Annotated in this window: 17 protein-coding genes; 10 read left to right on the top strand and 7 right to left on the bottom strand. The window is 41.7% G+C overall.

The window, feature by feature from the left end; all coding sequences use genetic code 11:
* Positions 1-202: 202 nt before the first annotated feature.
* Together AB4407_RS06415 and AB4407_RS06410 are read right to left on the bottom strand one after the other, a co-directional pair.
* The gene (locus AB4407_RS06415; protein WP_372119692.1) at positions 203-2,800 is read right to left on the bottom strand and encodes an N-6 DNA methylase; all 2,598 of its coding nucleotides are present in this window, start codon (positions 2,798-2,800) and stop codon (positions 203-205) included.
* Positions 2,801-3,033: 233 nt separating this feature from the next.
* The gene (locus AB4407_RS06410) at positions 3,034-3,174 is read right to left on the bottom strand and encodes a hypothetical protein (protein ID WP_372119690.1); all 141 of its coding nucleotides are present in this window, start codon (positions 3,172-3,174) and stop codon (positions 3,034-3,036) included.
* A 404-nt stretch (positions 3,175-3,578) separates the two neighbouring features.
* On the opposite strand from AB4407_RS06410, the gene radC reads away from it, so the two are divergent.
* The 9 genes from radC to AB4407_RS06365 all read left to right on the top strand — a co-directional run bounded on the left by radC (position 3,579) and on the right by AB4407_RS06365 (position 8,629).
* A complete protein-coding gene (gene radC / locus AB4407_RS06405) occupies positions 3,579-4,052 on the top strand; it encodes a DNA repair protein RadC (protein WP_171372624.1) in 474 nt (157 codons plus the stop codon).
* Complete coding sequence (locus AB4407_RS06400; RefSeq protein ID WP_171372625.1) at positions 4,049-4,486, top strand: DUF2787 domain-containing protein; 438 nt, start codon at positions 4,049-4,051, stop codon at positions 4,484-4,486. The genes radC and AB4407_RS06400 overlap by 4 nt, the downstream gene beginning before the upstream one ends.
* A 45-nt stretch (positions 4,487-4,531) precedes the next feature.
* Positions 4,532-4,975 carry a DUF2787 domain-containing protein gene (locus AB4407_RS06395; RefSeq protein WP_372119687.1) on the top strand — a complete coding sequence of 148 codons (444 nt, stop codon included), beginning with the start codon at positions 4,532-4,534 and terminating at the stop codon, positions 4,973-4,975.
* 3 nt (positions 4,976-4,978) lie between these two features.
* Positions 4,979-5,155 carry a hypothetical protein gene (locus AB4407_RS06390; RefSeq protein ID WP_004735678.1) on the top strand — a complete coding sequence of 59 codons (177 nt, stop codon included), beginning with the start codon at positions 4,979-4,981 and terminating at the stop codon, positions 5,153-5,155.
* A 137-nt stretch (positions 5,156-5,292) separates the two neighbouring features.
* Positions 5,293-6,060 (top strand): transcriptional regulator, encoded by a 768-nt coding sequence (locus AB4407_RS06385; RefSeq protein WP_372119685.1) that lies wholly within the window; start codon positions 5,293-5,295, stop codon positions 6,058-6,060.
* Positions 6,057-6,437: a hypothetical protein gene (locus tag AB4407_RS06380; protein WP_171372628.1), complete on the top strand. Its 381-nt coding sequence runs from the start codon at positions 6,057-6,059 to the stop codon at positions 6,435-6,437. Before AB4407_RS06385 ends, AB4407_RS06380 begins: the two co-directional genes overlap by 4 nt.
* Before the next feature lie 50 nt (positions 6,438-6,487).
* On the top strand, positions 6,488-6,748 hold the full coding sequence (locus tag AB4407_RS06375) for a hypothetical protein (protein ID WP_171372629.1): 261 nt from the start codon (positions 6,488-6,490) through the stop codon (positions 6,746-6,748).
* 40 nt (positions 6,749-6,788) lie between these two features.
* Positions 6,789-7,022, top strand: a complete 234-nt coding sequence (locus AB4407_RS06370; protein WP_372119682.1) for a hypothetical protein — start codon at positions 6,789-6,791, stop codon at positions 7,020-7,022.
* A gap of 347 nt (positions 7,023-7,369) precedes the next feature.
* The gene (locus tag AB4407_RS06365; RefSeq protein ID WP_372119680.1) at positions 7,370-8,629 is read left to right on the top strand and encodes a putative phage abortive infection protein; all 1,260 of its coding nucleotides are present in this window, start codon (positions 7,370-7,372) and stop codon (positions 8,627-8,629) included.
* A gap of 325 nt (positions 8,630-8,954) precedes the next feature.
* Here AB4407_RS06365 and AB4407_RS06360 read toward each other — a convergent pair whose 3' ends face one another.
* From AB4407_RS06360 to AB4407_RS06340, 5 genes are all read right to left on the bottom strand, one after another.
* Complete coding sequence (locus AB4407_RS06360; protein ID WP_372119678.1) at positions 8,955-9,395, bottom strand: ribonuclease HI; 441 nt, start codon at positions 9,393-9,395, stop codon at positions 8,955-8,957.
* 80 nt (positions 9,396-9,475) lie between these two features.
* Positions 9,476-9,664: an AlpA family transcriptional regulator gene (locus AB4407_RS06355; protein WP_372119676.1), complete on the bottom strand. Its 189-nt coding sequence runs from the start codon at positions 9,662-9,664 to the stop codon at positions 9,476-9,478.
* A gap of 67 nt (positions 9,665-9,731) precedes the next feature.
* Positions 9,732-10,331, bottom strand: a complete 600-nt coding sequence (locus AB4407_RS06350) for an inovirus Gp2 family protein (protein ID WP_372119674.1) — start codon at positions 10,329-10,331, stop codon at positions 9,732-9,734.
* Between the two features lie 60 nt (positions 10,332-10,391).
* A complete protein-coding gene (locus AB4407_RS06345) occupies positions 10,392-11,072 on the bottom strand; it encodes an inovirus Gp2 family protein (protein ID WP_372119672.1) in 681 nt (226 codons plus the stop codon).
* 60 nt (positions 11,073-11,132) lie between these two features.
* Positions 11,133-11,813 (bottom strand): inovirus Gp2 family protein, encoded by a 681-nt coding sequence (locus tag AB4407_RS06340; protein ID WP_372119670.1) that lies wholly within the window; start codon positions 11,811-11,813, stop codon positions 11,133-11,135.
* A 555-nt stretch (positions 11,814-12,368) separates the two neighbouring features.
* Between AB4407_RS06340 and AB4407_RS06335 the strand changes: the two genes are divergently transcribed.
* Positions 12,369-13,256: a hypothetical protein gene (locus AB4407_RS06335; RefSeq protein ID WP_372119668.1), complete on the top strand. Its 888-nt coding sequence runs from the start codon at positions 12,369-12,371 to the stop codon at positions 13,254-13,256.
* Positions 13,257-13,778: the final 522 nt, after the last annotated feature.

Below are 13,778 nucleotides of genomic sequence, written 5' to 3'. Positions count from 1 at the left end.
AAATGTCTGTCTAACACACAATCTGGCAGTATTGATTTAGTAGCATGCTTAATCGCCCTACGCAGCCAACTGATGAACAGAAATAGATTATTGGTATTGCTGATTTAGAACCATCATCGATTAGGCCAGGTAAGGCGAATAACGATGCACTCATCGGTAAATTAGGAGCGCCGCAAGTAATTTATCCGTGTGCAGCACCTTGTTAAGTGATTTTATCTACTCCACTAGATATCAAACTTGATAGTAAACTCTCGCTCTCCGAGTCTAATGCTTGATTCATTTCTTCAAGTCTTTCTTTCAAAGTTATTTGCTCAGCTGTAAGAGATATCACATTTTCCAAAACAGAAAGATCATCTGGAACTGGGATCAATATGTCTGAGATGTGGGCTGGCTCTAAGTGTTGCTGAACTGCCCCATACTCATTTCTTAGCATCTGATTAAGAGCCTTCTCAGTTTGTAAAAATTGATATACATAGAGGCGTAGTTCCTCATCTTCAATTCTGACTCGAATCAAATCATCTGAAACAATTGCCCCATCAAGGCGCTCTGTAATATAGGCAACACGACCTATTGTCCCAGACCTTGTAATTACAATATCACCACGGTACACCCTAACAGCATTTATTGTTGCAAGTTGCTTTTCCGTTGCGAAATTCACATTAAGGAGCTTTGCACTGTCAGACTTTTCTTGTAGTACAGCCGACGGTGTATAATAAGGCTCAACGCCATCTGCAAGCTCTTCAACGATTAAGTTCTCACTCTTTAGTCTAGGCCCTTTGAAAATTCTAACATCATTTGTAATTTGACCGATTGTCGTAACAGACCAACCGTCAATACCATCTATTGATTCAATCTGCTTTATAGACTCGTTGAGGTTCGGCAAGTATACCTGAGGATTAATCCTTAGTAGATTGTCGATCTCAGTGTTTTGAATTGTGAATCTATACTCTGATTCTTTAAGCTCACCTGTTTTCATCGCCTGATAATCAATCAATATCTCATCAAGGTCGTGATCAATCTGCCCGGTAAGATTGTTGTTTTTATCGCGTTTAAAAATTGGAAAGCCTTCACTGTCCTGTCCTATCTTTTTAGAAATAGCCATGAATATGGTATATTGGTCAGGAAGATCTGTGTCGTTAAGCGGTTTCTCAACAATTACCAAACAAGTTCTAACACCTGTATGAGGTTGGAATGTATCTTTATGGCAATTAATGACAGCGACAAGTTTAAAACTTTCTAAAAGCATTCGCCTAACTGGATAATACGTTTTTGTATCTAGAAAGCTCTTAGGCATTACGATTCCAATTTTTCCACCTGGAGCTATCCAGCGTAAACAACGCTCGAAGAAAAGCATTTCAGGAGGCACGCCTTCCGAGTTCCTTTCTCCTGTGGAAACATATTCTCCTCCACGATTTGTCCAACGAATACCGCTTGAGAAGTTATCCAGAATTGCCGGATCTGAAATGCGCCCATCCCCAACTCCAGCGAAAGGGGGGTTCGTAAGTATGATTTTTGGAGAGCCGATGCCGCACCTTCCGATTACTCGCTCATGAAGAGATTCGATTGGTCCTAACGAGTCTCCTTGAGTCATGCCCGTGTGGCCATCGCCATTTAGAATCATCGCTGTTTTGGCTATTTTTACTAATCGCTTGCTTATCTCAACCATAAACAAATTTGTACGATGCTTGTCTAGCTGCCTTTGTTTTGCGATTGCACTACCTTTCGACGATAGAATTTTTTTCCTTACGTGGCGCATTGCTCCAGTCAAAAAACCACCAGAACCACCAGCCGGATCTAAGATAATATCTTGATAATCTGGATCTAAAACTTCTGATAGAAAATCAACGACCAACCTATTGGTAAAGAACTGACCGCGCTTTTTCTTTAAATAAGTTGCTGTATATTGCTCATAAGCATGTCCCATAATGTCCCAGTCATCAGACTCATGGAGATCACTTAAAAGTCTATAACGTTGCAATTCAATCACTACATCACAAATAACTCTAGGCCCTACTGATATTTTTTCATGCTCTGAAAAAACATCGCGATTGTCTTCTACAACTTCAGCAAATAGGTCATGGATTCTTTGCGCAGCCAACGCTTGGCCTTCAGGTGTTTTGTAGTCTTCAGGGGTGCAGTAAAAATCGCAAAACTCTGCAATTTTTTCCTCATCCATCGCTTTCGCGAGGATGATCCTTACCATATCCATGGTTAAATCATCGTCATCTCCATCAACACCACGACCATGAAGCTTGTTATGACATTGACGCAATAGGCCCTTAATATCTTTTGGTCGCTTAAGATCTTCCTTCTTGCGTTGACCTAGTGCCTCCCATGCTTCTCCTGGACGTGGGATACCTGTCCAGTCTATTAAATCATTAGTGGGTGAACTCAACCTACGAAAGTACTGTGGCGCATCGCCGTTAAACCATACGCCACCTTCTGCGCTTGTGTTATAGATATACGATACTAATTGATTGTAGCCAGTCTCTACTTTGGGAGCTTTGCACTCGACAACCATTGAAATTGCACCTTGGTTTCGATCTTTCTTTGCTTTTGCATTACGATAAATGACGATATCAGCTCTTACTGGCCGCCCATTGGTATCTTTTAGCTCTGAGCTACCGTAATAGATCGGAATTTCTCTCGCCAAAACATTTTTAGGATATTGATACTCAAAATGAAGTATCCGAAGGTATGTTTGCCTTACGAATTCTTCAGGACCTGGCTCTAAAAGTATGCCGTCTAAAAAGTCGACTATTTTACCTTCGTCGTTCGTTTCTACTGCAAAATTATCCATTTAATCTCTTAATTCTTTTATAAATGCTTATAGATAGGACTATATCATTTGGTTGAGATACCTGTCGCTTAACTTTTTATAGACAGCTGCTTGCAGCCCATCCTGACACTTACTTGCCGTCTATATCATCAAAGCCTGACAACAAAAGAAAACATCTAATACTGATAAAAACCAAAAAATGCCAAGACCTAAAGATACATCTTGGCGATTTTCCTAGCATCTCTTGTAATCAGTTACCAGTTGTCATTTAACCAATTGAATACGTTTTCTTGGCTACGCACACTGCCTGGTAAGCGGTCTTTAATGAGAGTTTCTACTTTTTGTCCAGAAGCTACACTGCTCAACTCTCTATGCTTCAGTACTTTATTGATCATATAGAGCACTTCATAACCTTCTTTTCTGCTAAAAAGAGTCCTATCAGGCTTACCTGTAACTTTAGGAACGTCTCCAGGAATAGCTTTCCAGCTATAGTTGTCATGTTTAATATCGGACTTCTTAAACTTAGATATAACAGATTTCCTAATCAAAGCGCACACGACACTGAGTGCTTACTCTAAATGCCAATACCTCCTCACATCACAAGGGATAAGGCTATATAATTTTTATGCTTAATAAGCCATAGACATAAAATGTAAATGACCAGAAAGTTAATTACATAACACTCGTTCATTCTGATATGTTCACACTTCCTTGTTAGCCCTCTAAACCTCAGTCAAAAAATATTCAGGCATATGTCATCAATGTGAATAACCATCATTGAATCCGACAGGAGCCCGTAATGACTACCCAAAATTCTGATTACAGAAAACAACAGCGCTATCAGGAGAATGAAATCCTAGAGCATGCCGCTGAGATACTCGCCACGCGCTATGTGCGTGGTGATGCCTTAATTAGCCCAGATGCGACCAAAGAGTATGTACGCTGCAAGCTAGGCAGCTATGAACGTGAAGTGTTTGCTTTACTGCTACTGGATAACCAAAACCGACTGATTGAGTTTAAAGAGCTCTTTCATGGCACCGTCGATGCCGCCAGTGTCTACCCAAGAGAAGTAGTAAAAGCGGTGTTGGAAGTGAATGCAGCAGCAGTGATTATGGCTCACAACCATCCTTCCGGTGACTCTACACCCTCACAAGCGGATAGACGTATCACCGAAAGACTCAAAGACGCTTTAGCGCTGGTGGATGTGCGCGTATTGGACCATATCGTAACAGGCGAAATCTGCACCTCATTTGCTGAGCGAGGCTGGTTATGATTGAACAACACTATGGTGATATCAGTATCAATGATGCACTGCTCTCATCACTAGAAAGTCTTCTTACTGGTCACACACTGCCTGAACAGGCTGAAAGACTGGTATTAAACTGCCGTCAAATGAGTTACTACCGCCATCGTCAAGGACTGCACCCTATAGAGATACAGCTCAAACGAGAGTCACGCTCAGGTCCTTGGCTTATCGTGTTCTTTGCGAGCTTTTCTTACCCTAATGACAACAGTACTTCAGTAGAGCCAGAGCTGTACTTTCATCTTGCTAATCGCTGGTTCTATCAACCCGATACAGGAACAACGGATTTATCTCACCCAGAAGTGCAAGAGGTGCTCACCGCTTGGATGAACGCATTAACTCGCCACCTAACCCGAAACGTCTTTGATAGCGTGCAACTCTCGTTGGTCAGCTCGTTTAACTAACCCCCTGCCTACTTTCTGATTTACCCCAAACAAGGAGGACTGTCGATGTCCCAATTAGCCTTTACGTCATTACCCCTACCTGTTTCTAAAAAGCTGTATGCGTTGCTTAATGCGCGTTACTCGGCTCATTTACTTAACAATGAAACGCTCTCCACCAGCCGTCATGTGGTCTTTAACTTTCGTGATAAAACTTACAGTGCTGATGCTGGTGGCTTTCACCCTGTCGAAATGTCCATTTGCCAATCTTCAACAGGAGAATGGTGTATTGAGTACATCACGGACTTTGCTTATATGGGGAGCTACTACCCTGAGCTTGAGCGGAATTTGGATTTTGACTTTCGCGCTCGTCAATGTTTCGCCAGCTACCACGGCTGGTTTTCAATGAAAGATAACCGTGAGGCTATCGAGCTGTATAAATTGTGGGAGAGTAATTTTCTCGCATACGTCGAGATGGAGGCATTCGACGATATTACTCTTACCCCGCAATAACTCATGACTTCCCTTCTTCTACAAACCATCAAGCTTATCTCTGCCCTCATCACGTTACTTTCTCTTTCCCCTTTCTTTGGTGCCATTGGAACCCTAACGACCTTAGGCTTTCTAGTGGTACTGCTGATTGGGTTACTGGTAGCCATCTCAGAGCTGAGAGATAAAAACAACCGTCGATAATGTTAATCGACTCACGCTTTCACTAAGCCGATTGATGGCGCTTTAACCGTTGGACATTATGTGTCGAACCCACCTCTATTCTCCCGACATTAAATGTCCGACTCCGGTGTGGAGCGCTATGTATTGAGAGAGTAGCCATGAGCAATAAAACCAGCATTGAAGGCTTATCTGCTTTGCTGCACACGCTGATGCTTATTCCTCAACATCGATGGGTCACCGTTAGGGAGTTGCAGCAGCAGTTAGCCCTAATCGATATCCACCGCACCACCCGCAGTATCAAACGCTACCTCGATGAAGTCATTGTGGAGGTGTTTAACGTGGAGTGTGATTCGATGAGCATGCCCCATGTTTACCGAAAAACATCCGAGCAGTTGCTGACGTTCAATAAGCAAGAAATGCTCTATTGGCAACTGACCAACAAGTACTTACAACCGCTTATTCCTGATGCACTGAATTATGGACAGGGTCGGTCCTCGGAGAGAGACAAACCCTTACTGGATAAGGCTTCAACCATTTCAAAAGAACGAATTTGGCTAAGCAAAGTACACCTCAATCTACCTAATACGAGAAGCTGGAGTAACAAGCAGCAACAAGTCTTAGGGTCAGTCCATGAAGCATTACTTAACAACCGAATGCTAAAGGTTTCTAGCCAAGCTTTGCAGCAAGAGCAAACGCTCATTGAACCACTGGGACTCTCGGTTCAGTACGACGCGCTCTTACTGCTCTTTCGGTTATCCGACCAACATCCAATACACACCGTTGCCTTACCACTCATCGATGAGGCCAGTGTATCGACATTTTCATTTACCTATCCCTCGGACTTCAATGTTGAGCAGTTCATGCTGGCTCACGAAGGAGCAGGCTACCCAGAATTACACTCACCAATGAGGAGAGTAACCCCATGACCAAAATAAAACGTCGACTAAACCAATCGGTTCGATACGCAGTCACGATAGCCCTATTTATGGGAGCAACAGGATGCACTGAACAGGAAGAATCTCCTGAAGCCGTTGCGGATATAGAAGTGTCGATCTCCACCAACTCTCATTGGGGAAGCTTAGTCTTTGACCTACAAGCCATCACCAACAACACCGTCATCACCGATGTTGTGATTAACCGAGGTAATTGTCGTATTCCTGCTGGTACGGCCTCAGAGCTATCTAGAAACGTTTCATTGAAGTTCGGTGAAACCTATACGGGATACAGCAACAACTGCACCGTCGATAACGTAAAAGAAATTGAAGTCACTTCAACGGCTGGCACCTTTGTTTACACCTTCTAAACCGAAAGCAAAACGACTCATCTATTTATCAATACCAATAAGGATCGAATATGAAAAAATCATACGTACTCATCGCGATTGCATTGAGCTCATCTCTAAGCGTTTCATCAATGGCAAACGCTGCGCTCGGTGGAACACCAAACATATCTAAGGCGCATCTGGAGAAACACTGGAATGGAAAACAAGGCCCTCAATCCACTCTTGTCGCTGGAGCGCTTCTACATTGGACAGCCGATGCGTGTGGAAAGCTTAACGGTCATATCTCCGATAAGAATAAGTGCTCATCTGAAGCTGAACAAACGTCTAACTAACCCCCAATTTTCTTTTTAAAATTATAGTGAGAATGACACCATGAAAAAAATCACAAACACACTTGTTCTACTGACAACCCTAGCATCACCTTTTGTTTTGGCTCAAGGTGGTGGTTCGCTTGGAGGTAATCCATCGGTAGAAACGGGAGCGGTTAACGTCAGTGTAGGTAAATGCACTCAATACAAGTTGGATGTGAAAGCAGCCCTAAACGCAGGTAAACAGATCTCGTTAGTTACGGTTCCTAAAGGCTGTGAAGCGATCACAGAAAAGTAATACCACCAGCCAAGATTAAAAATGACAATGGGGAGCAATCACGCTCCCCATTCTTTTTTTTGCTTCTTCATACCTACCTCCCATCTAAAACACTTTGGAGCTATGACTGAGAGGCCTCACTAAAATAGCAAAAGAGCATTAACTAAAATATAGAAAACTCAAATAGGCAAAAGCAAGCAGGGCCAGTCTCCGTTATTTGCTTCTTTTTTCACGTACCGTACACTTATTGACCGAACTCCGAGCAGAACTACATATCATGCTAGTATAACGTTCTCAAATATTAGGCAAGTTACCCCCCTCTACTGGCAGTAGTTGGTCGTCAAATCCGTTTAGGCAAGGTTGCATCAGTGATAAGAGCATTAAAAAGAACTATTCAGAAAGAACATACGAAACTCATTTGTGCTATCGGATTTACTACTTTAGCTGTTGGAATGCCTTATGTAGCGAAATTCTGGGGCTATCAACTTTCAACAAAAACGAGCGATTGGGGTAGTTTCGGTAGTTATATAGGTGGGTTACTGTCACCTCTTTTCGCAGTCGGTTCACTATATTACGTTGTCAAAACCTTTCGCCAACAGTCATTTGAGACCACCTTTAATCTTTTACTAGAACAGCACAATAGCCTAGCTAACTCCCTTTCAACAAAACAAACCTTAGATGGCCAAACGGACAATCCTACTAAAAAGTCAACATCCCCCATTGAAGATGCTCTGGGTGAGTTCGGGCATTACTGGTTGGCCGAGGACCCAAAATATAGAAAAAGTCTAAATGATAACTACGACATTCATAAATACGTCAGAGTTGTGTATCAAATACTAAAGTTCATCGATGATAATTGTCCTACTGACAAATTAAAGTACTCTCGTATCTTTAGATCTTTTATCTCAAATGACTTAAATCTGGTTTTGGCGCTCAACAGTGCTCAACGTGACTCTAGTGGACAGATTATTTTTTCGAAGTACAAGAGACTTATAGAAAAATACCACTTATTAGAACACTTAATCCTACTGGACCTAGCTAAGGCCCCCAAGATGTACGCTTCTTACAAGCTAACAAATTTACTAGTTATCGCTGGAACGTATACCCCTTCAGCATTTGGTGATAGAGAAAATATCAAGAGGTCTCTAGAAGTAGTCCTTGAGGATTATCACTCAACACTATCTTACAACCTCTTGGAGACAAGTAAGACGATAAGAACCTATAAAAAACGCACTGACTTCGTAAATCAAAAATTGCCAAGATTCATTAGTTTACTGGAAGAACATGCAAACCTCGGTCGAACAGCTTCCAACGAGTTGATTAAGTTGAACTTAGAATACTACACTCTTGTAGATTGGCACCTCAATATAAACGAACATGAAATCATACCCAAAGATTTTACAAATAGACTTCCTGAGATTAAGAAAAATATTGAAGGACGTCGTATTAGTGCTCATCAAAAACTAAAACATTTAAGTTTTTATAATGCAGCAAAGTTAGCATCAACATTATGTGAGATCGATGATACAACCGCTCTCTATCATTTTCTTGACGGCATAATGCATACCATTAGTACAGAGCTGAAGCTAATAGAGACGGAAGTTCAAGCAATCGTTAACATAACTTGACTAGTACTTTTAGTTTAGTAGTGCTGTCGCTTCTATTTCCCTAGTAATAGATCAAAGCAGTCAGGCTTTGCCTTTTGCCTGAATAAGCTTAACTATCTCAAATCGGTACTCAGCCCAGGGCAATTAATATTGCTTAAGTTACAATCCATCTTAGTCAGCACAACTACTACCGACTCTTTCCCTAAATCGCATCAGCCTACAGATATATGTTATCTATAAAAACGCTTAACGCTACTCTAAAGACAAATCACCGTTCCTAAGGGTAAAGCAAAAATACGACCGCACAGCCTGCTAGCGGTCTGCCAACAAGCTGTGCACAATCTTCTTAATCAGCCTCTGCTGCTTCAATGGCTAACAAGTCTGCCATGTCGTTACCTTTATCACCTGAATGAGCTTTGACCTTTCTCACCTCTACGTATTTCTGTGAACGCAATTCGTCGATTTGTTGCCATAGATGACGGTTCTTTACTGGCTTCTTGTCTGACTTACGCCAACCTTTATCCTTCCAGTTATCTAACCAACCGTTATAACCCTTCACACAAAAGTCACTGTCTGAGTAGATGACATCGCCATCCTGCGCATACTCTAGACCTTCGATTAAGGCCATTAGCTCTAATTCTGCATTGGTGGTACTGCGTCTGATAGTGATGCTATCTTGATACTCCAGTTCACCGTGCTCATTAAAGGCTGCAATACCAATTCCACCCTGTGTGCATCCGTGTTGATTGTTCGGTGCTGCGCCATCTACGTAAATTGAAAAACTCATTTTATTTCTCTCTCTAATTGAAAAGGGAGCCCTCAATGGCTCCCTGTTGATGTGATAACTGTGTTCGTTGTTGCTTGTGGTTAGCTTTGGCTTTCTCGCATTGCTAGACGCTGTTCCATCCATTCTTCGATTTCACTCTCTAGCCACGCTACTGCTCTTCCTCCCAATGGAATGGTTTTAGGAAAGACTTCTTCATCCATAAACTTGTAGATAGTTGAACGGCTTAACCCTGTTGCTGCGATTACGTCTTTTAATCTTAAGAATCTCATTGGGAATGCTCCTGTATTTTGTATATACCCATGAGATAAGCCACCGCTGTAAAAAAGTGCGGTGGGGTTAATCCTCGCTAGAGCCAAAACAGTAATGCTCTTCTTCCCATGCCTCAGCTAAACGGCTCATGCGGTGAAATACATTGTTCTTTACTACGCTACTTTTACTCTTGCAGCGCGTCCCTAAGCCGTAGTTACCTCGGTCGTTAAATAATACCAATGAACGCTCTTTGCCTTCGTAGTGGCTCTTTACAGCCTCTTGCCATGCCTCTTTAAGGTGGTTGGCTAATTGATTACGTTTATCCCAACAGATAGCGGAGCCAAAGTACTGGTTGTAATCAAGCAAGAGTATGACTTGGTAATTGTGTGAGGGGGATTTATCGGCTCGCTTACGCCACGAGTAATAGAGTGAGTCTGTATTGAGTTTCTTTTTAAGCTGGTGGATGTAGTCATTGATGATGGTTAAATCGGTGTCTGGGTGGTCTTTAGGAAGGTATAGCCCCAAATGCATGACTAACGTGAACTCAAACTGCTCTAGTGCCTGTTCAAAGAGGTCGGTCATACTCGTAAGGGCGGATTCATACAGCCCGTGCTCACTGTAGATCACGGGATAATCGTTAAAGGTGGTGGAATGGGTTATTGCTGGTGTATGGGGAGTGTGGGGCATGAGACAGTACCTATGGCTAGTTGAATGACATAAGTACTGCTTGTGGTGTAATTTTTTAGGTTATCGACGACTGCAACCAAAACTCGTACTACGGTTATCGCCGTGTTTGGTAATGGGCTTCGCGAGACGACTCATTCGATAGAAGAACTCGTTTAGCTGTAACGGGAACGTTTCTGTGTCGGAAGAAAGTTCAAAACCTTCATTGTTAGGGAAATACGCTAACCCTGAGCATCGTTGGTTAGAGTGAGCTTCCACCACCCTATCCCATGTCTTTCTTACTTTTTTGTAGAGAAAACGCCCCCAACTATCTCGACCTGTTCCTAAGCTTTGGAAGAGCTCTCGATCAAAGAGCAAGATAAGATGATACTGGCTAGTGGAGTCACACTCCCTCGCCCAGATATAGCGGATCACCATTTGTGGATGTTGATAGGTATCATTGATGTATTTGTCCTTACAGAGTTCATTAGTCTCCGATTCTAAAGTACGAAAGAAATGGGCAAACACCGTTAGGTAATCGCCCCTGAAGTGACTCGGTAGATTTAGGTTGAGGTGAACAGCAAAGAGTCTCGGATATTGATTTAGTGCTTCAACCAGTACTTGATCGATATCCTCCAAATACTCAAGGATAAGACCACCCTCATGGTAGTAGAGTGGCTTTCCATTAAACCTTCGGTCATGAGTGATGGTGAGGTGGTTAGACGCTTCTGAGTGATGTTGAGTGGCGTTGAGCTGGTTTGGCATTCTAGTATCCTGTGGTTTGTTGTTAATCCCACAGGAACTGTCACTACCGTAATTTTTAAACTACTTATGACTATGGCCGAAATTCCGTCTACCGCTACCAAAGTGTTTCGTGTCTTCTTTGGCTAAATAACTAATGTGCTTAAATAGCTCATCAAACGCGTCGTCAAAGTCATCAGAGTTACGGTTCAAGCGATGAATAACCACGCTGTCACTATTCTTTCTCTTTGAGAAATGTACTAATCCATTTGCCTCTTCATAATCAACACCGACGACCCTAGCCCATGCCTCCACGATAAAGGAGCCTAAGTTATCATTTGGTGTTTGAGTTTGTCCCAACCAGTTAAATCTATCCTTATTGAACATGAGTAATAGGTGATAGTGGTCATTCATTGAGGTAGAGCGCTCTCTAACCCACACGTTTCGAACTTTGCAGGGATGAACCCTACCACCCTCTTGTCTTTTTTTTCGCTTTCCAGAGTAAGCTATCTGTGACTGCAACGAGCGGATAAAATCTGTGATGACATTACCGCATTCTTCTTTGGCTCTTAGTTTTGGAAATCTCAAATCTACACGGATAGCCATGAGGCGAGGATAGTCATCTAATGCTCGTTCAATGGTGGCGTGCATTATTTCTAAGTAATCGAGGTACAGTGGACCGTGTGCCGTCTGGATAGGATGACCAAGAAAGGTTTTCTTAATGGTGAGTCTAAGGTTTTTGTTTTTTCTAGAACGTACATTCATTGCTATCTATTCCTATGTTGAGGTTCATAGATAGGTCGATGCCGTTATTTATAATGGCGTACTGTGAGTCACTTGGTGTGACTCAGGGATATGTGATGATGTAGTCGTGTACTAGGTATGGTAGATGTTTAGTTATTAACGTAATAATACTAACCAGACAGACAATGCAAAAAACGCTACCTATTCATTTCCTGTTCGTCTGAAGGAGCAATTGCTAGCTAACCATCAACGCCTAGGCACTGAACTGTGGAAAATCGATATCAGCTCCCCCACTCTAGAATCCAAGTCAGTTACAAGTTAAATGACAGTTCGTTGAGCTAGTTAATGAAGAGAGAGATCTCGATAATGCACACTACTTCAACAACAATCCATCACGCCAAAACGACTCAACGCGCCCCCATTCATTGTCAAAAACCACGGTTCATACATTTTTATTTCTGGAATTTACTCACATAAAAGATGATAATTAAAAAATAATTTTAATAGACAAAGCAATCGGACTACACTAAAAAGCAGAGCGTAAACGTAAATGCACCGACCATTAAGGAGAGCATTGTGTCCCAAAACCAGATAACAGATGTACCCTGCAATATCCACAATTTCATCAACCCCTTTGATAGGCAAGGCTCTTATATTTTATTTTCAGAAGGGAATCCCAAGACACACCATCTTGTTAAAAAAAGTTACTCTCCCGCACGTTATTTGGAAATAAAAAGCCGGGAAGAACTAGAGCCAATACAGCCGAATTTTAACCCTTATGGTGACACTTACCTGCTCCCGTTCAGCCCGTTAAGCGAATCAAGATTTCGAAATAACCCTATAGCCGATGAATTCGTTGAGTATCAAAACATCTATCGTTATTTCGAAAAAAAGAACATCAGGCAACAGCCAAAATCTACCCTCATTTGTTTGTGTATGTTGTTAGCAAAAAATTATGATGAGAAACTAGGTGGGATCCCAATGGGGATAAAAATGCTAGCCACTAGACTTGGAACTAACAGCCGTAAGATAACCGTCAGTATCAAATCACTAGAAGAAATGGGATTAATCGTTTTTCACCAAAGGCGATCTGATATCGACAGTGTGACTCTTCCTTGTTTTATTGAACCTACCCGTACATTTGTATTGAAATTTACGTCTCTATTTAGAAAAGGGAAGGCTAAACCAAAAGAAAACTCTGAAGTAGGCACACGTGACAATCACACCACCCCTGAGCAAGATTACGAAAACTTAATAATTAGAATTGCCGATAAAGAAAGTATGTACGATGACATAAAGGAAAACTTAGACGATCAGAAACCAGATTATTATCTACATGGTAAGGAAGGCTTCTTCTGGTATCAAAATAAAATATACACTCTTAAAGTGAGACTCTTGAAATTAGTACGCCAGCCAGAGGTCGAGGAGGTGATTAAAGTGCACGCCTATCGAGTGCTGCTCTAGATGCTCTGGTGAAGCAACACCTAAAACAAAAACACGGTTGTTTACGGCAGAATCACATGACACTATGTGTACCTCATATACAAATATAACTCACTCTCACAGCTTAGTGCTTCGATTAGTCAAACAATACATGCAAATGAACATCATTATCACTATTATTAATGATCTAGCTATATAGTATATCGAGAGTTGAACTACAGGATACTGTCACAACTTAAAGTGACTGAGTGAAGATTATTTCATCAAAAACAGAACTATTGTCAACGTAAGAAATATAGCGACTTAAACCAACCGGGTAGTATATTGGGTAGTAAAGCCCTAAATTAGATGAAACGCAATCATTAAACCACTGATTTTCAAACAATAAATACAGTTACTCGACAAACAGATCCAGAATATTGAATAACAGTTTGTCAGTAACACACTGTGGATAACCACTAGCTGAATCAGTGTTGATTAACTAACGGTGTTAATTAGATCAAGATAAGCCCCTAGTTTTAGGTAACACTGATCATTTAAGCA

Source organism: Vibrio sp. 10N.261.46.E11 (assembly GCF_041472735.1).
Taxonomy (GTDB): Bacteria; Pseudomonadota; Gammaproteobacteria; order Enterobacterales; family Vibrionaceae; genus Vibrio.
This window is presented reverse-complemented; position numbering and strand designations above follow the sequence as displayed.